Genomic DNA, 18278 nt, shown 5'->3' with positions numbered 1-18278 from the left:
GCCCTGGTCACAGATTGACCGTCCTCAATCGCACCGACCCCTCTAGCTTTCCGCCGATGTGCGACATCAATTGAACAGCGGCCGTGAGTGTTTCCGCCCTGTCTTCGCCAGGCGCGCGGGCAGCCTGCCACACCAGGCCGAACATGCGCCGGTATAGCCCGACATCGATCGACATCCGTTGGTAGTGATACTTGTTCAGATACGACGAGGACATCCCGTACTGGCGCCATTTGCTGATGGTTGCGGTCAATGTGGCAGGCATTTCTCCGATCACGACGGCATCGGTGGTGTGCCACAGCGTGCCGGCCTGCAGATCGAGCACCCGGAACATCAGGTCGATGTCTTCGCCGAAGTTGGAAAACCTCTCGTCGAATCCGCCTACGCGTTGCAGGATATCCCGCCTATACCCACAGTTCGCGGTGATGAGCGCGCCGTCAAGGGTCTTCGCAACAATGGGCCGCGAGCCTGCCTCATATCGCAGGACTGTGGCCAACAGCATTTGCGCACAGACTCTTTCGAAGATTGTGTGGGGCTGCGCGATCACGCGTCCCCCCACACCGACCACACCCGCAGGGCTTGCCGCAGCCATCAGCCCGGCAGCCCAATCCTTTTCGGGTCGGCAGTCTCCGTCGGTGAACAACACCCAATCGGTCGTGCACGATTTGAGTGCGACGTTGCGGCCTGCGGCGGCATGCCGTCGCGGATTGTCTACCAAGATCACCCGGGGATCCGCTGCGACGATCTCGCGGGTGCCATCGGTACTGCCGCCATCGGCGATCACAATCTCGGAGATGGGATACGTCTGTGCGCGAACGCATTCCAACAGAGCTCCGATATTCGATGCTTCGTTCAACGTCGGTATCAGAACCGATGCGGAGATCGGAGTCACATCGGATCCGAGTCGCACCAAAGCGCCGCGTTGTTAGGGCGAGGTCGCCACGTGCATCGGTGGTGCGCCGACGTGATCCGGTGGCGCCGCGACGGACGCGCGGGCCACCAGTACCACCTTGCCGTCACCGGAGGTGCGTTCGTAATTTGCCTCGTGCAGGTAGTCGGCGTGCAGCCGGACGTCGGCGAACCCGACCAGCCGCGCCCAGTTGGCGATGCGGAACGGGTCGGTGTGGAAGAAGTTCCGCACGTCCAGGACGTGCCGTCCCGACGCGCTGTCAACACCGGACAGGGCATAGAGATCGCTGTCTTCCTGCCCCTGCCGCGGGAGCCATGACGACCACGCAGGGCCATTGGCGCTTCCGTTGCCAAGGGCGCGGGGCAGTCGCATGCCGTCGTGCAGTTCGAGGATCAATGAGCCCCCCGGCCGCAGGTGTTCTTTGGCCAGCCGCAACACCCGCACGATGTCCTGGGGTTCCCTGATGTGGTGTAACGCGCCGTTCGTGCACACCACGGCGTCGAATTGCTCGCCGAGCGACAGCCCGCGGATGTCGCCTTGCAGGAAGCGGCCTTCCGGCACTTTGCGCTGCGCCACCGCCACCAGTGCACCACTGTTTTCTATGCCGGTGACGCGCATCTTGTGATCGGCCAGCGCCCGAGCCAGTGACCCAGTGCCCGCGCACAGATCCAGCACCGCGGGACTGGTGACACCGTCAAGGCGGCTGCGCACGAACTCGGCTTGCTGGGAAACGGTCCGGCCGGGCTGATAGATCCCGTCGTAGATATCGGCATCCGTGAGATGCACGTCCGCATCGGACGATGCAACGGATTGAGATGGACGAGTGGAGCGCAGCAGCTCGTCACTGCCGGCCTCCCGGGCCATGTTGCGTCCCATCCAGCTGAACATGTCCGACATCGAGACCAGCATGTCGCGCACGCCGTCTTGGAAGGTCACCACATCGATGTCGGAATGCACATACAGGCTGGCGACTTCCAGCAGTTGGTCGGTGTGCTCGGGGTCGAGCACGCAGTGAATCGGGAAGTACTCGATGGTGTGATCGTCGATGCCGGGGAAGATCTTGCGCAGGCCCTCGATGTAGTTGACGAACACTGCTGGCAGAACGCACTCGATCGCGGCGAACCGGCCCAGTGACCAGACGATCGGTTCGTTGTCCTGAATCTCGAATCGCTTGAACCGCAACTCCGGCACCCGGAATGCGCCGTCGTCTTCGTGGACGTCGACGCGCGAACAGCCGATCCCACGCATGAACCGCATGAAAAGCGCCACATGGGCACTATCGGGATTGAGTTCGCCGTGCTCGGAGTAGATGTTGTTCAGCAGCAGGCAGCGGGCCCGGTAGTCGTCGACCCGCGCGGTGACCTTCAGAAAGGCCTGGTTGAATCGATTGCTGCCCGGCAGCATCTTGATTGCCCACCATCGGATCGCATCCTGGTCAAAACCGCCCTCAGCGAACCGTTTCAAAAATGGATGAGAAGCCAGCGGCCATTCCGCAATGGCGGCTTCCAAAGCGGTTAACAGCCTGTCTTTTACGTCCTTGGTGTGCGAGTTCACAGTTCCCTCCTCGACAAAAGGAATCAGTAATCGGATCGGCGGTGCACATCGAATTGGTCGGGATCGTACTCCGACCAGCAAACCGGTGCGACAAGTTCGCCGAACTTGTCAGCCATCGGAAACCAGTGGGAAGAATCGGCGCCAAATTTGCACTTTGGTTATTAAAGAATCGCCATGTCGGCTTGGCGCGTCGGGCGGTAGGCGAGCGACGAAGCGAGCCAATCTCTGGCGAGCAGCAACCGCGGATCAGTCCTCGAGTGGCTCGTAGGTGGGCCCGCTGATCGGCCGGCTCGGGAGGCCATGAACATCCACCGGGGGTTCGCCGACCAACGTGACGCGGTGCATCCGGCGGGGCTGGTCGTCGTAGTCGTGAATGGCATAGTGCTGAGTGCTTCGGTTATCCCAGATAGCCACGTCGCCGCATTCCCAGTTCCATCGAATCGTGTTCTCCGGAACCGTGATTCGCCGCTGTATCATCTCGAACAACATTTGGGACTCGTAGCTGTCCAATCCGACGAAGCCGCTCAGCGCTCCACCGGCCAACAGCGCCCGTTCGCCGGTCTCGTTGTGCACGTGCACGACCGGGTGTTCGGTACGAAACTCGGTGGCAACGAAATTCTGCCAGGCATTCTGCGTGTCGCCGGACTGTTCGGCGCCGTCGGAGTGGTCGTGGTGCACCGTGCGATTGCTGTGTATCGCCCGCAGATTCTCCGTCAGTCGCTTCAGTGGCTCCGGCAGCGCGTCGTAGGCGGCCACGGTCGACGCCCACAGCGTCGATCCGCCGTAGCTGGGCAGGCTCACCGCGCGCAGGATCGACATTTTGGGGAAATTGGGAAGGAAGGTCATGTCCGTGTGCCAGACGTTGGCTTTGTCGCTGGCGTCGATGATCGTGATCCGAACGTCGTCGGCGCCAAAGTATTGCGACGCGGGATGCGCCATGGGCCTTCCGAACAGCTTGCCGAACGCGTAATGCCGGTCGTCGTCGAGGTGATGCTGGTCGCGGAAGAAAATCACCCGGTGGCGCAGCAGTGCTTGATTGATCTGCTCAACCGCGGCCCGGTCAAGATCACCGTCGAGGCGCAGGCCCTCGATGCGCGCCCCGATACGGCTGCCGAGCTTGGTCACGATCAGCGATGTGGTCGGCGTCGCCATGTTGGCCTCCCTATTGCGGGTGAGCCATCGCGTCGTCATCCGACGACGATCTTGTGCCCGTCACTGTAGACGCATCGTGGTGCACGGCGAAGCCGAATCTAAGACGCCGTCACCGGCGGCGGGGTAGCGTCCGTAGACCGCCTTAATGGAGTTCGCAATGGTCGCCAACGCGCAGTTGCCCTTTGAGCAGGCGCACCCGTTGCAGTTTGCGCCCGTGCTGCGTGAGTTGCTGTCGCACGGCGCGGTTCACCGTGTTCGCACCCCGGTGGGCGACCCGGCGTGGCTGGTAACCCGCTACTCGGTGATTGTCCGGCTATTGGCCGACGACCGGCTCGGCGGCTCCCATCCCGAGCCGGTCGCCGCGGCCCGGATGGGCGAGTCGGTGTTATACGGCGGGCCGACTGACAACGCCGACACCGAGGAGGCCGACCATGCTCGCTGGCGGGCTCTGCTCCAGCCGCAGTTCTCGCCAAAGCGACTGCGAGCCCTCCGCCCCAAGGTCGAGAGCCTGACAGCCGGGTTGCTCGACGAGCTGGCGGTGAGCGGACCACCGGGCGATCTGCACGCGGCGGTCGCACTGCCGCTGCCGCTGTTGGTGATTTGTGAGGTCCTTGGAGTGCCTCACCGGGACCGCGAGCGGTTTCGGGCATGGACCACCGAAGCCGCCGCCATCCGGGACCACGGTCGCTCGGAAAGAGGGATGAACCAGCTGTGCGCCTACGCGAGGGAGTTGATCGGCGCCAAGCGGCGCCACCCCGGCGATGACGTGATTTCCCGGTGGTGTGCGACTGAGGGGCTGTCCGACGGCGAGATTGCCGACCTCGTGGTCGCATTGTTGTGGGCCGGGCACCACACCGCCGTGGTCCAGATCGGGCACAGCGTGTTGGTGTTGCTCGCCAACCCGGAACAGTGGCGGGCGCTCGCCGACCATCCGGCCTTGGCGTCGAACGCCGTTGAGGAGACACTGCGCGCCTCGCACACCTGCGACAGTGTGATCGTTCGCTATGCGCGGACTGAGATGGAAATCGAAGGCGCCGTCGTCGAGGCTGGAGATCTCGTGCTCTTGAGTCATGCTGCAGCACAACATGATCCGTCGGCCTTCGACGATCCTGACCGGGTTGACATCACCCGGCCGGCGCCGAAGCACCTCGCCTTCGGCCACGGCACCCGGCACTGCATCGGCGCTCCATTGGCCAGGATCGAGCTGAATGCCGTTATTTACCAGTTGGCTAAGCGGTTTCCGACGATGCGGTTAGCGGTCGATCTCGAGGAGCTAAGGATGAACACCGATCTGTTGTTCGGTGGGCTGGCCGAACTCCCGGTGCGGTGGTGACACCCGGTCGCTCACCCGGTCACCATCGGACCGGGAGTTCGGGCAAGCCGCCGAACAACCGGCCGCCGCGCAGCGTCAAGTCTTCTATTCCTACGGCGAGACACATCGTGGGGAATCGCGAGGTCAATTGGGAGAAAACCGCATTCAGCTCGATCCTGGCCAATGGAGCGCCGATGCAATAGCGCCCGCCATGGCCAAAGGTCATGTGTCCCGGCGCCCGGCGGGTGATATCGACGCGATCGGGATCCGCGAACACCGTCGGGTCGTGATTGGCCGCGCCGACACTCAGCAGGACGAGCTCCCCGGCTTTGATGGTGACCCCGTCGATCTCCAGATCAGTTCGCGCATAACGCGGGAACACTCCTTCACCCCAGCGTGCGGCGCGTAGCGTCTCCTCGACCGCGTTCGGCACCAAGGCCGGATTGCCGGCGAGTGCGCGCCACTGGTGTCCGTTGGTCAGCAACAGCAAGGTGCCCAGCCAGATGTGTGCCGTCGTGTTCTCGTAGCCGGCGAACAGCAGTCCCGTCCACAACTTGGCGGCCTCGTCGTCGGAAATGCCCGGCGCCGCGCACAAGCGGGATATCACGTCGTCGCCGGGCGCCCGCCGCCTGCGCGCGACCAGCTCATTGCCGTAGGCGAGCAAACGGCCGCGGCCCCGTTCGGAGCGGGCGCGGTCGCGGGTATTGGTGATGTCGGAGATCCATCCGCGAAACCGCTCACTGTCTTCGTACGGCAACCCGAGCACCTCACAAATCACCAACAGCGGCAGCGGCACTGCGACCGCCGCGTGCAGATCGCCCGGTGGTCCGTTCGCCGCGAACTCATCGAGCAACTGAGCGGTCAGGGCATCGACCCTTGACCGCCATGCCTGTAGCCGCTTCGGCGTGAAGAGCGGCTGCAGCAGTGCCCGTTTGCGTGCGTGGTCAGCCGGCTCGGTGGCGAAGTCGCCCATCGGTCCGCCGAAAATCGCCGACTCGTGCGTCCGGGCCGCCGTATCGGGTGTGGGATGGGATTGGCCGAGCCGCTCGTCGCCGTACCACCGTTGCACCTGCGCGTAACCAGTGATCAGCCACGCCGAATCGCCCGCCTCGGTACGAACGGGGTGAATCACACCTCTGGACTGCAGCTCGCGCAGCGAAGGCGCGAACTGCAACGCATGCGCCCGCGCGAACGGCAGTTGCGGCACGGCGACCATGGCGACCTCCAACCAGGTCGAGTCGCACACGTTATAGGAGAGCCTCACGATACCGCGCTTGAGCAACCGAGTGGAGGCATCGCGATGATTCGACGTCCGCGCAATGCTCGATCCGCCTCGACCGCCGTCAATAGCCAGGTATGGTCGATTCGCACTTTCATGCGGCCCTATCCGGTAGAGGAATGGATGGATTCGCACGGTGGACTTCAGTATTACTGCAGAGCAGGCGCAACTCGCGGATGAGGCCGAGCGGTTCGGTCGCTCGGTATGTGATGTCACGACCGAGGAATGCGTTGCGGGGGACCGGATTTGGCGAAAGCAATGGTCGCAGTGCGCGGATTTCGGGATTCAGGGCCTATTCATTCCGGTCGAGTACGGCGGTCAGGGCTTGAACTTCGTGACCACCGTCCTCGTCCTCGAGGCCCTGGGTTACGGCGGACGAGACAATGGCCTGATATTTGCCTTGAACGCCCACATCTGGTCGGCGGTATTGCCGATTTGGCTTTTCGGGAACGAAGAACAGCGCGGCCGTCTGCTCCCGCCGCTGTGCGACGGATCATGGGTCGGGGTCCAGGCGATCACCGAGCAAGGATCGGGTTCTGACGCATTCGCCGTGAGCACCACGGCAATAGAAGATGGCGATCACTGCCGCCTGGACGGTTCAAAGGTATTCATCTCGAACGCGCCGGCGGCGGACATGTTCATTGTGTTGGCTCGAACGGGTGGTGAGGCCGCGTTGTCCGGCTTGACCGCATTCGTCGTGGAACGCGGAACCGCCGGGCTCGATGTCGGTGGCCCGACTCAAACCCTCGGACTGCGCGGGGCCGGCCTCGGCGAAGTCTCACTCAGGGGCTGCCGGATCCCGAAGAGCACCGTGCTGGGTGGGTGGGGCAACGGAGCGATGGTCTTTCAAACAACGATGGAGTGGGAACGCAGCTTCATCATGGCCTCCGCGCTGGGGACGATGCGTCGGCAGCTCGAGGAGTCGGTCGAGCATGCACGCACCCACCTCCGCTTCGGTCAGCCCATCGGCAAGAACCAGGCCGTTTCGCACCGCATCGCCGACATGCGGGTCCGTTTGGAGGCGGGGCGGCAATTGCTGTATCGACTTGCGTGGCTCAAAGACCAGGGCAAGCGGACCACGCTGGAGTCTGCCATGACCAAGCTGTTCCTCAGCGAGGCTTTCGTCGAGTCAAGTGTCACCGCGTTCAAGAACTTCGGCGCATCGGCGTACATCGCCCACACCACGCAGGAGCGTGAGCTACGTGACGCGCTGGCCGGCCAAATCTATTCGGGCACATCGGATATCCAGCGCGAAATCATCGCCAAACTGTTGGGGCTGTGACGTCATGGGTGATTTGTTGCACCGACTGCTCGAGCGGGCCGCCCGCACAGTGCCGACGTCATCCGCAGTGGTCGACGGCTGCCGAACCCTGAGCTACGCGGAGCTGAATTATCACGCGGACCGGATCGCGGACGAACTACGGACGGCGGGAGTAAGTCCCGGGACCCCGGTCGGTCTCTTCATCGGCAAGTCGCTCGAGGCGGTAGTCGCAATCTACGGCATTTTGAAAGCGGGGGCGGCGTATCTACCGTTGGACGTGACGTCCCCCCCGGCGAGAATTCGATACATCGTGGACGACGCGCGGTTGCGCGTGGTACTCGTGGCGGACGGCACGGTGTCCCCGCCGTGGCCGGAGTCGGCCCCTCGAGTCGAGCATTGGATCCCGGTCTGCCTGCGGGCCCTTACAGACCGTGGGCGGTCCGTCTCAGATCTCCCCCTCGTCCCCGTCTCGGAGGACAGCCCCGCCTACGTCCTCTACACCTCCGGCTCGACCGGCCGTCCGAAGGGCGTAAACCTCAGCCATCGCAACGCGTTGGCGTTCGTGCACTGGGCGGCAGGGGAATTCACGCTGCAATCGCACGACCGCCTGGCCAACCACGCCCCACTGCATTTCGACTTGTCCGTCTTCGACCTGTTCGCCGCCGCCGCGGCCGGCGCCACCGTTGTATTGGTGCCGCCGAGGATGAACGCCTTTCCCAGCGAGTTGGTCCAGCTTGTGCGGGACCAGAAGGTCACCGTTTGGTATTCGGTGCCGTCGGCGCTCATGCTGATGGAGTCGCGCGGCGGGTTGGCCAAAACATCGCTGCCCGAACTGCGCGCCGTGCTCTTCGCGGGTGAGGTTTTCCCGCTGCCGGTGCTGCGCCGACTCCAAAACGCATTGCCGCAAGCGGCTTTCTACAATCTGTTCGGCCCAACGGAGACCAATGTCTGCCTCTTCTACCGGGTGCCGCGCGATCTGCCCCGGTCATGGACGACGCTGCCGATCGGCCGACCGATCGCAGGCGTCGAATGTTTCGCATTGAACGGCGAGAACAGTCCCGTGCGGGCGGACGAGGAAGGCGAACTCTGGGTTCGCGGGCCGACGGTCATGCTCGGCTATCTGCACGACGACGCACACACCAGGGCCGTGTTGACCGTTCCGGCGGGCGGGGAAGAAATCGGATACCGGACCGGGGACATCGTTTCCCGTGACGCCGCGGGAATGTGGAATTTCTTGGGACGCAAGGATACTCAACTCAAGAGCCGTGGTTACCGCATCGACCTCAGGGAGATAGAGGCCGCCTTCTATCAAAGCGGCAAAGTCGTGGAGTGCGCTGTCATCGCCGTGCCGAACGGGATCCTCGGCTTTGATTTCGCCGCGTTTGCGGTCGTCACCGAAGGAGCAACGGAAGGTGACCTGTTCGCCCACTGCCGGGGCTTGCTGCCTGACTACATGATGCCGAGCTCGATTGAGTTTTGCGCGGCTCTTCCGAAAACCACGACCGGCAAGCTCGATTATCGAGCGTTGGCCAAGAGCGTCGGGTGAAAGGCAGGGAACCGTAGGTGAGCATTCGGGACCGGGTACGCAGGTACATCATCGAAGACCTCAAATGGCCGGACGAACCGTCCGCGTTGACCGACGACTTCTCGCTGATCGAAGGGCGGGTGCTGGATTCGATCCGAGTGCTCAGCCTCGTCCAGTTCCTCGAGTCCGAATACGGGATCGAAGTCCGCGACACGGAGATCACCTCGCAGCACCTGGACACGCTCGCCCGCATCGAGAACTACGTGACCACGAAACAGGCACCCCAGGGCCAGGAGTCCGGGTGACTACGCCGGTGCGTGCGGATCTCGCGATCGATGGTGGCCGCGAGCACCCGGCGTTCGTCGGCCCCGCCGGCGGCGCCGTGTTCGCCTGCCTGCACCGGCCCAGCACGCCGCCACGACGCCTGGTGCTGCTGTGCTCCTCCATCGCGGCCGAATGGAAGTTCAATTACCGCCGGGAGGTCCTGCTCGCCCGTCGTTTGGCGAAGTTGGGCATCGCCGCCGCCCGTTTGCACTACCGCGGTACCGGCCACAGCGATGACGGCGAGGTCACGTTCGGCGGCATGGTCGACGATGTCGCGCGTGTCCGCGAATGGGCTTGTCGGCAAGTCGATGTCGAGCACACGGTGTACTTCGGCAGTCGGCTGGGCGCAATGGTCGCCGCTGCCGCCGGTCGTTCCGCCCGTGCACCGCTGGCGTGTTGGAATGCGCCGCCAGCCGGCGACGCGTACTTCCGGGAGATCTTCCGGAATCTGAGCGTCGGCCGCCTGGCCGCGCCGCGTACGGTGGACGATATGCGGGCTCCCGACGAGCTGTTGCGGTCTGGAGAACCTCTGGATGTCCTCGGCTACACATTGGGCCCGGCGCTCTACAGGTCGGCTTGCACTCTCTTATTCAGCGACGAGCTCGGCCCTTTGAGCCGTGCCGTCAACCTGGTTGAGATCGGCGACGCGCTACATGCGGAACGCGCGGCACGGCACGCCGCGAGGCTGCGCGAGCAAGGCTTCGACGTGGTCACCGACGTGGTCGAGGAAGCACGATCGTGGTGGCTCGACGGTAGCGAGTTTCCGCGGCCGGACGAGGCACGGGAGGCGGTGGGCGGGCTGGTCGAGCGGACAGCCGGCTGGCTTGCCGCCGTGGCCGGGCGAGAGGCGCCCCGTGGCGCCTGAGAGCCGGGGCCGCGCGAATGACGAGCGCTTCGTTTATATCCCGGTCGGCGCGGACCGCATATTCGGCGTGTTGACCGAGCCCGTGGGTGAACCCGGCGGGCTCGGTGTTCTGCTGCTCGCCGGTGGCATGTACACCCCCTCGACGAATCGCAATCGGATGTTCGTCGACCTCGCCCGTGACCTTGCCGGTTACGGACACACCGTCCTGCGGTTCGACTACCGCGGAGTCGGCGAAAGCACGGGCGTCATCGGGTCCTACGCCCTCAGCGATCCCAATCCCGCCGATGTGGCGGGTGCAATCGAATTTCTGGCCGCCGCAGGCAAAACCCGCCTTTCGGCGGTCGGCTGCTGTTACGGCGCTCGCGCGGCGATGCACGCGCTCGCCGATCACCCACTCATGAGGTCCATGGTGCTGATGGCGCCGCCGCTCGGCGATGAGGCCCGCGGAGAGATCGGCGACTCCGGCGATGTGGGTGCGTTGTTCCTGAAGCATGCCGAGACGCTGCGAGCACGAAAAATCCCGACGTTGTTTGTCTACGGCGCGGACGACGATTATTACCAGGACTTCAGCCGGGTTCGCCATACCCGTTTGGAGACACTGTTTTCCGCTGACTCATCGCTGGCGCTACGGGTGCTGCCGGGCGAGTTGCACGGCCTGAGCTGGGTCAGGTCTCAGCAGCTGTTCGCGGGGTTGGCGCTGGACTGGCTTTCGCAGACGGCGAGCGACCCGCACGCGTGAGCCCACTCAGTTGTCTTGTGGGACAGCGATTGTCTTGATACCAAGCCTGCGCAACAGCCTTTGAGTCTCGTCCATCTGGAATCGATACAGCCGAACGCCGGGCGTCATCGGGCATGCCTTGAGCCACGGCTTGCACTCACCCATGAAGTGCAAGATCGAGGCGCGTCTGGGTCCTGCTATCTCGGGCACGACCCCTTTGGGCCAGTCGGTGAATTCGAGAAACCGATCGATCTCAAACCGGTTCAGATGCCCCGGCAGCGGCCTTCCGTGGCCCCGTTCGAGCAACCAGATGTTCAGCGCGTCTTGGTCGTTGTAGTACATATAACGCTTCTTGGGTCCGCTCAGGACGGCGCCGACGGCGTCCTTGACGGTCGGCATCAGAGTGGTATCCAGCCACAGTGCTCCCGCATTGAAGTAGTGGCTCCCGTAGTGACACGGATAATGGTCGACGAAGCCGGGCAGGGCGGCACACTCACCGACCGTGGGGCTGAATTCGTCCCTGACCACGCCCAATTGCGACGCTCCGAGGCATTCGAATGGCGATGAGACGTCGTCCAACACCAGGAGGTCGCAATCAAGGTAGATCAGGTAGGGCCGCTGCACGAAGTCGGGATCGAAGTGAAATCGAAGATACGTGGTCGCGGTTATATGGGCCAGTTCCTTGGTGCGGCAATCCTCGTATCTTTCATCCAGCCTGCACCACCGGACATCGAAAGCTCCGAAGCCTAGCGCCCGCGAAACGGTCGCAACGGCGTCGGCGTGTGGCCTGGTCAGATCGTGGGTGATGACGCGGATGGCAATCGACTTGCGGTCGCCGGCCGGGATCGAGTGCGCGGCCGACATGATGGTGACCATTCCGGGCAGCACGTAGTTTTCGTCAAAGCAAAGCCCGATGGCATACATTACTCACGATCCTGTCGTCGGGAGCGTAAAAGCATTGTGCCACTCGACGGGGCCCTCATGGCCGGTACTGAATTTTCCGCGGCGATGGGTCAACGCGGGCAATGCCCGTCCCGGGCCGTGCCCGATTCCGGCTCCGTCCCCTCCGAACGTCCGACGGGGTGCACCGTGAATCGTATGGCTAGGCAACACCCTTGGGCTGCCTAGACCCGGGTCATCGCGTAGTAGGCGCCCCGCCGGGCCATCAGATCGGCGTGGCTGCCGTGCTCGACGATCCGTCCGGCCTGCATCACCAGGATCACGTCGGCGTCGCGGATCGTCGAGAGCCGATGCGCGATAACGAAACTCGTCCGGTCGCGACGCAGTTCGCGCATCGCGTGCTGAATCAAAACCTCGGTGCGTGTGTCCACCGAACTGGTGGCCTCGTCGAGGATCAGGATTTGGGGGCGGGCGAGAAAGGCACGCGCGATCGTGATCAACTGCTTTTCGCCGGCGCTGATGCTTCCATCGTCGTCGCTGACCCAGGTGTCATAGCCGTCGGGCAGGGTGCGCACGAACCGGTCGACGAAGGCGCTCGTGGCGGCCGCGACGATCTCGTCGTGGCCTGCTCCCGGGCGGCCGTACGAGATGTTCTGTGCGATCGTTCCGCCGAACAGCCAGGTATCTTGCAGTACCAGCCCGATGCGCGACCGTAGTGCCGAGCGGTTGACCGTCGTGATGTCAACCCCGTCGATGAGGATTTGGCCGGAGTCGACGTCGTAGAACCGCATCAGCAGGTTCACCAGCGTGGTCTTCCCCGCGCCGGTCGGTCCCACAATCGCGACCGTGCTGCCGGGCTCGGCCACCAGCGACAGGTCTTTCATCACCGGCGTGCCCGGTCGGTAGCTGAAGCCGACGTGGCAGAACTCGACCCGCCCGCTTCGGCCAGGCCCATTGGTCTGCGGCGGCACGATCGGCGTGTCGGGTGTCTGCTCCCGCGCGTCGAGGAGGTCGAAAACCCTTTCCGCGCTGGCGATCCCGGACTGAACCGTGTTGTATATCGCCGAGACTTCGCTGAGCGGATGACTGAACTGACGAACGTACTGGACGACGGCCTGCAGGCTGCCCAACGTGATCTGGCCGGCGGCCACCTGTAGTCCGCCGACCACCGCGACGGCGACGTAGTTGAGGTTGCCGATGAACATCGTGCCCAACGGGACCAGGGCTGACAGGGACTGGGCGCCGAAACTGGCCCGGTACAGGTCGGCGTTGACGCCGCGGAACTGCTCCTCTGTCCGCGCCCGGTGTCCCAAAATTTTGACCAGCGTGAAGCCGCTGAGGGTCTCCTCGACGTGGGCGCTGAGCCGACCCGCATCGGCCCACTGCCTGACGAACAGGCGCTGCGAGGGCCGCGTTATGCCCCGGGTCGCCACCAGTGACAGCGGCACGGCCAGCAGCGTGATCACCGCCAGCAGCGGCGACATCGTCAGTATCATCACCAGCACCGCGACCACGGTCAGCACCGCGCCGAGTAGCTGGCTTATCGTCGTCGACAGCGACGTCGCAACGTTGTCCATGTCGTTGGTCATCCGGCTGAGCATCTCCCCGCGCCGGCGGGAATCCAGGTAGGACAACGGCATCCGGTGGATCTTGTCTTCGACGTCAGAGCGCAGCGCGATCATGGTCCGCTGCACGGTCATGTTGACCAGCCTGCCCTGGCCCCAAACCAGCACCGCGGCAACCACGTACAGGCCCGATGCCAGCAGCAGTGTCCGGCCGAGCGCGCCGTAGTCCACGCCGACACCGGGCTGGAAGGTCATGCCGGAAAGCAGATCGGCGAATTTGTTCTCGCCGCGGGCGCGGGCGGAGGCGATCGCCTGTTCCTGCGTGATCCCGGCCTGCAGACGGCGGCCTATCACCCCGCTGAACACCAGATCGGTGGCATGCCCGAGGATTCGGGGGCCGATCACTGAAAGCGCAATGCCGGTGGCAGCGAGGACGATCGCGGCCGGCATCAACCACCATTGCCGGGTGAGCCGTTTGACCAGCCGGATGGCCGTTCCGGTGAAATCGTGGGACCGCTCGGTCGGGGCCTGCACCTCGGGGCCCATCGGTTGCCGTGTACGAGTCATCATGAGCTCGCGGCGGGGATAACGGCTTGAGAGTCGACGAATTCCACGTAGGTGGGGCACTCGGTGAGCAGTGATTCGTGGCGGCCGCAGCCCACCACGCGTCCGTCGTCGATGACGATCACCTGGTCGGCTTGGGCGATCGTCGAAATACGCTGCGAGACAATCAAAAACGTCGCCTCGGCGGACGCCTCGCGCAGCGCCGCGCGCACCCGCGCCTCGGTGTGCACATCCAGTGCGCAGAACGCATCGTCGAACAGGTACACCTTGGGCCGTCGGATCACCGCGCGTGCGATCGCCAGGCGCTGGCGCTGCCCTCCCGAGAAATTGACCCCGCCCTCGGCCACCGCCATGTCCAGCCCGTCGGCATGCGCGCCGATGAAGCCCTCGGCCGACGCGACGCGCAGCGCCTCCCACATCTGGGTGTCAGTGGCCCCGGCGTGGCCATACCGTAGGTTCTCGGCAACTGTGCCCGAAAACAGATACGCGCGTTGAGGAACCAGCCCGATCCGCGTCCACAGTTGCTCGAGGTCGTAGTCGCGCACATCGACGCCGTCGATGCTCACCGAGCCCTCGGTGACATCACAGAGCCGACAGATCAACGACAGCAACGTCGACTTCCCAGACCCCGTCGAGCCGACGATCGCCGTGGTGGTGCCCGGCGCCGCGGTCAGCGAAACCCCCTGCAGAACCGGACGGTCGGCACCCGGATAGCGAAACGCGGCCCCGTGCAGGCGGACCACCCCATCAGGGGTGGGGGGGCGCACCGGGACCGGCGGACTGGTGATGGTAGCCGGGGATGCCAGTACCTCACCGACGCGTTCGGCGCACACCGAGGCGCGCGGCAGCATCATCAGCACAAACGTCGCCCTGAGCACGGCCATCAAGATCTGAATGAAGTAGGTCAAGAACGCGATCAGCGCCCCTACCTGCATCCGGCCCGCATCGATGCGCAGCCCGCCGAACCAGATCAGCGCCACGCTGGACATGTTGATCACCAGCGTGGTTACCGGCCACATCAATGCCTCCCAGCGCCCGGCCGCCAACGCGGTCTGTGCCATCGCGCGGTTGGCCTGCGCGAAACGCTGTCGCTCGAACGGCTCGCGGGTGAACGCGCGGATCACCTTGATCCCTGAAAGCTGTTCGCGCATAACCTGATTGAGGTTGTCGATCAGCGTCTGCATGCGCCGCGAGATGGGCAAAAGATGCGCCACTATCCAATAGTTGGCCAGCGCCAGCAGCGGAATGCTGACCAGCAGCAACCACGACAACCCGGCGTTCAGCCGCACCGCCATGAACACCCCTCCGATGCTCATGATCGGAGCAGCTATCAGCACCGTGAAACTCGTCTGCACCAGGATCTGAACGTGATGAATGTCGTTGGTGATGCGCGCCAACAACGACGGCGCGCCGAACCGCGCAATGTCCGGTGTCGAGAGGCCGGCCACATGTCGAAAGAGCGCCCACCGCAGGTCGCGGCCGAGGCCCATCCCGATGCGCGACGCGAGACGGATCGTCGCGACCAGACACAGCATGTGTAGGGCGCTGGCGCCGAGCATTATCGCCCCGAGTCGCACGATCATCGGCGTATCGCCCTTGGCTACCCCGTCGTCGATGATCGCCGCATTGACGGCGGGCAGGTACAGGAACGCGATGCTGCCAACCGACTGCAGCGCAACGACAGCCGCGATCAGCCGTCGATACGGCCGCACGTACTGCCGCAGCAGCCTGATCAGCACCTAACCACTTTCGCATAAAACTGCTGGTCAATCAGCAGATCCAATCGGTAGGCACCCTGGCATAATCCATCCGTGCCCGTGTGCAGCGTGTCCGCAGAAGACCGGCGGCGAATCGTCCGGCATTGCGCGCGACAGCCTTAACCGCGCTCGCCGTCGTGGCGGTTGTCTGCATGATTCCGATGGCAGCTTCGCCCACGGCTCGCGCCGATGCGCCCTTGTTCGTCGGGAAACCGGTCGAACACGTGAACACGCTCATCGGCACCTCGTCGGGAGGCGGGCGGTCGACCGAAATCAACAACTTCCCCGGTGCCTCGGTGCCGTTCGGCATGGTGCAGTACTCGCCGGACACCACCGATACCTATGCCGGCTACGACCACGACAACGAGCGCGCCACCGGATTCAGCATGACGCACGCCTCGGTGGGCTGTGCGGCGTTCGGCGATATCGCGATGCTGCCGACCACGACCCCGATCGGGTCCGATCCGTGGAACGAGTCGGAGAAGATCGCGCACGACTCCACCGAGATCGGCGTGCCCGGCTACTACACCGTGCGCTTCCCCGCTACGGGCGTGACCGCGGAACTCAGCGCCACCACCCGCACCGGCGTGGGCCGGTTCAGTTACCCGCAGAACGGGCGGCCCGCCCTGTTCCACGTGCGTTCCGGCGGATCCCTGGCCGGCAACTCCACGGCGAGCATTCAGATCGGTGAAGACGCCACCACAATCGTCGGATCGGCAACCACCGGCAGATTCTGCGGCGTCGGCAACGTCTACACCGTGTTCTTCGTCATGACGTTCAGCCAGCCGTTCACTTCCTACGGCACCTGGGACGGCGACACGGTGCACCCGGGTGCGCGCAGCGCGAATTCGAGTGGCAGCGGCGGCTATGTGCAGTTCCCGTCCGGCTCGGTGCTCGAAGTGCGGACCGCCCTGTCCTACGTCAGCGTCGAGGGGGCACGTACCAATCTGGCCGCCGAAGGTGGGTCGAGCTTCGAAGACGTTCGTGCTGCCGCATTGTCGCAATGGAACGCCGCCCTGTCGCGGATCGCGGTGGCCGGCGGGAATGGCGACGCCGTGCAGACTTTTTACACCTCGCTGTACCGCTCGCTGCTGCACCCGAACACGTTCAACGACGCGGACGGGCGTTATATCGGATTCGATCGCGAGATCCACACCCTGCCAACGGGACACACCCAATACACCAACTTTTCCGATTGGGATACCTACCGGTGCCTCGCGGCTTTGCAGGCGATGCTCTTTCCCGATCGGGCCAGCGACATGGCCCAATCACTCGTGACCGACGCAGCGCAGAGCGGCGCGCTTCCCCGTTGGCCGCTGGCGAATTCCGCGACGGCCGTGATGACCGGGGACAATGTGGTGCCGCTCATCGTGAACCTCTATGCGTATGGGGCGCAGGACTTCGATGTCGAAGCGGCGCTGCGCTTCATGGTGAACGCGGCGACGGTGGGTGGTGTCGGACTCAACGGGTATGTGGAACGGCCCGGGATCGTCACGTACCTACAACACGGCTATGCGCCCAACACGGAGGAGTTCCGCGGCGGCAACGGGTTGGTCGGCGCCTCGGTCACGCTGGAGTGGTCGGTCGACGACTTCGCCATCGCCCGATTCGCCGAGTCGCTGGGGGACAACGCCACCGCCGCGGAATTCCAGCGCCGGGCGCAGTACTGGCGCAACCTGTTCAATCCGATTACCGGATACATCTCGCCGCGCAACGCCGACGGATCCTTCCCCCTCGGTCCGGCGTTCGTGGAACCCGTGTCGGGCTTCGGGCAGGACGGATTCGAGGAGGGCAATGCCGACCAATACCTGTGGTGGGTGCCGCATAACGTTGCCGGGCTGGTGACCGCCCTCGGTGGCCGCCAGGCTGCGGCGGACCGGCTCGACCGGTTTACCACCGAACTCAACGTGGGCCCCAACAAGCCCCATCTGTGGGTCGGTAACGAACCGAGCTTCGGGGTGCCCTGGCTGTACAACTACATCGGTCAACCGTGGAAAACCCAGCGGCTGGTCGACCGGGTCCGCACCGAATTGTTCCGTCCGACACCGGACGGCGTACCGGGCAACGACGACCTGGGGGCGATGTCGAGCTGGTATGTGTGGGCCGCTCTCGGCATCTATCCCAGCACGCCGGGCACGCCGATCCTCACCGTGAACACGCCGTTGTTCGACCGCGTCGTGATCGCACTGCCGGCCGGCCGGGCCATCCGGATCGCCGCCGCGGGCGCATCCGGCGGCGACGGCCCCAAATACATCGACGGGCTGAGCATCGACGGTCACACTAGCCATCAGACTTTTCTTCCCCAGGCGATCATCCGCACCGGCGGCGATGTCGCTTTCTCCGTGTCCGCCACCCCAAACATGTTGTGGGGCATCACCGAATCCTCGGCACCCCCATCATTCGAGTCAGCGCAACCCGGCGGCGGTTAGCATCTCGGTTCCCTCACCGCGCAGCGGGTGGTCCGCCGGTGGCGGGGTATTCGCCGCTGACCGTGACACCGGCCCCCGCGTTGATCTGCTGGAGGTGCCAGTTGGTGCCGTCGAACCAGATGTCTTGGATTGCGCCGTGGGCGTCGAGGTAGGCGAAGTGGTGTTC

The 18278-nt window shown here is 64.4% G+C and carries 13 protein-coding genes and 1 pseudogene; 7 read left to right on the top strand and 7 right to left on the bottom strand.

The window, feature by feature from the left end:
- Positions 1–7: 7 nt before the first annotated feature.
- The 3 genes from OQ789_RS08800 to OQ789_RS08790 all read right to left on the bottom strand — a co-directional run bounded on the left by OQ789_RS08800 (position 8) and on the right by OQ789_RS08790 (position 3652).
- On the bottom strand, positions 8–889 hold the full coding sequence (locus OQ789_RS08800) for a glycosyltransferase (RefSeq protein WP_324684998.1): 882 nt from the start codon (positions 887–889) through the stop codon (positions 8–10).
- A 33-nt stretch (positions 890–922) separates the two neighbouring features.
- Positions 923–2461, bottom strand: coding sequence for a methyltransferase domain-containing protein (locus OQ789_RS08795; RefSeq protein ID WP_324684997.1), 1539 nt, complete (start codon positions 2459–2461; stop codon positions 923–925).
- Between the two features lie 246 nt (positions 2462–2707).
- A complete protein-coding gene (locus OQ789_RS08790; RefSeq protein WP_324684996.1) occupies positions 2708–3652 on the bottom strand; it encodes a TauD/TfdA family dioxygenase in 945 nt (314 codons plus the stop codon).
- A gap of 118 nt (positions 3653–3770) precedes the next feature.
- On the opposite strand from OQ789_RS08790, the gene OQ789_RS08785 reads away from it, so the two are divergent.
- Entirely contained in the window at positions 3771–4946 is a 1176-nt protein-coding gene (locus OQ789_RS08785) for a cytochrome P450 (protein ID WP_324684995.1), read from the top strand.
- 19 nt (positions 4947–4965) lie between these two features.
- On the opposite strand, the gene OQ789_RS08780 is transcribed toward OQ789_RS08785, so the two are convergent.
- Positions 4966–6141, bottom strand: a complete 1176-nt coding sequence (locus tag OQ789_RS08780) for a cytochrome P450 (protein WP_420716073.1) — start codon at positions 6139–6141, stop codon at positions 4966–4968.
- Between the two features lie 199 nt (positions 6142–6340).
- Between OQ789_RS08780 and OQ789_RS08775 the strand changes: the two genes are divergently transcribed.
- From OQ789_RS08775 to OQ789_RS08755, 5 genes are all read left to right on the top strand, one after another.
- Positions 6341–7486 carry an acyl-CoA dehydrogenase family protein gene (locus tag OQ789_RS08775; protein WP_324684993.1) on the top strand — a complete coding sequence of 382 codons (1146 nt, stop codon included), beginning with the start codon at positions 6341–6343 and terminating at the stop codon, positions 7484–7486.
- Between the two features lie 4 nt (positions 7487–7490).
- Entirely contained in the window at positions 7491–9011 is a 1521-nt protein-coding gene (locus OQ789_RS08770; RefSeq protein ID WP_324684992.1) for an amino acid adenylation domain-containing protein, read from the top strand.
- Between the two features lie 17 nt (positions 9012–9028).
- On the top strand, positions 9029–9295 hold the full coding sequence (locus OQ789_RS08765; protein WP_324684991.1) for an acyl carrier protein: 267 nt from the start codon (positions 9029–9031) through the stop codon (positions 9293–9295).
- Positions 9292–10179 (top strand): hypothetical protein, encoded by an 888-nt coding sequence (locus OQ789_RS08760; RefSeq protein ID WP_324684989.1) that lies wholly within the window; start codon positions 9292–9294, stop codon positions 10177–10179. The genes OQ789_RS08765 and OQ789_RS08760 overlap by 4 nt, the downstream gene beginning before the upstream one ends.
- A gap of 70 nt (positions 10180–10249) precedes the next feature.
- Entirely contained in the window at positions 10250–10918 is a 669-nt protein-coding gene (locus OQ789_RS08755) for an alpha/beta hydrolase family protein (protein ID WP_324684988.1), read from the top strand.
- Positions 10919–10924: 6 nt separating this feature from the next.
- On the opposite strand, the gene OQ789_RS08750 is transcribed toward OQ789_RS08755, so the two are convergent.
- The 3 genes from OQ789_RS08750 to OQ789_RS08740 all read right to left on the bottom strand — a co-directional run bounded on the left by OQ789_RS08750 (position 10925) and on the right by OQ789_RS08740 (position 15665).
- The gene (locus OQ789_RS08750) at positions 10925–11821 is read right to left on the bottom strand and encodes a glycosyltransferase (RefSeq protein WP_324684986.1); all 897 of its coding nucleotides are present in this window, start codon (positions 11819–11821) and stop codon (positions 10925–10927) included.
- A gap of 200 nt (positions 11822–12021) precedes the next feature.
- Entirely contained in the window at positions 12022–13932 is a 1911-nt protein-coding gene (locus OQ789_RS08745) for an ABC transporter ATP-binding protein (protein WP_420716068.1), read from the bottom strand.
- On the bottom strand, positions 13929–15665 hold the full coding sequence (locus tag OQ789_RS08740; RefSeq protein ID WP_324684984.1) for an ABC transporter ATP-binding protein: 1737 nt from the start codon (positions 15663–15665) through the stop codon (positions 13929–13931). Before OQ789_RS08740 ends, OQ789_RS08745 begins: the two co-directional genes overlap by 4 nt.
- Positions 15666–15787: 122 nt before the next feature.
- On the opposite strand from OQ789_RS08740, the pseudogene OQ789_RS08735 reads away from it, so the two are divergent.
- Positions 15788–18085 (top strand): annotated as a pseudogene (locus OQ789_RS08735) (GH92 family glycosyl hydrolase); the annotation flags it as partial.
- Positions 18086–18278 lie beyond the last annotated feature (193 nt).

This window comes from Mycobacterium sp. 94-17 (assembly GCF_035617725.1).
In the GTDB taxonomy this organism is placed as follows: domain Bacteria; phylum Actinomycetota; class Actinomycetes; order Mycobacteriales; family Mycobacteriaceae; genus Mycobacterium.
This window is presented reverse-complemented; position numbering and strand designations above follow the sequence as displayed.

What these genes read in the sequence shown, in the direction of transcription:
- OQ789_RS08780 (WP_420716073.1), bottom strand. Translation starts at nt 6,141, where the DNA reads ATGGTCGCCGTGCCGCAACTGCCGTTCGCGCGGGCGCATGCGTTGCAG.
- OQ789_RS08770 (WP_324684992.1), top strand. Translation starts at nt 7,491, where the DNA reads ATGGGTGATTTGTTGCACCGACTGCTCGAGCGGGCCGCCCGCACAGTG.
- OQ789_RS08745 (WP_420716068.1), bottom strand. Translation starts at nt 13,932, where the DNA reads ATGATGACTCGTACACGGCAACCGATGGGCCCCGAGGTGCAGGCCCCG.
- OQ789_RS08790 (WP_324684996.1), bottom strand. Translation starts at nt 3,652, where the DNA reads ATGACGACGCGATGGCTCACCCGCAATAGGGAGGCCAACATGGCGACG.
- OQ789_RS08750 (WP_324684986.1), bottom strand. Translation starts at nt 11,821, where the DNA reads ATGTATGCCATCGGGCTTTGCTTTGACGAAAACTACGTGCTGCCCGGA.
- OQ789_RS08785 (WP_324684995.1), top strand. Translation starts at nt 3,771, where the DNA reads ATGGTCGCCAACGCGCAGTTGCCCTTTGAGCAGGCGCACCCGTTGCAG.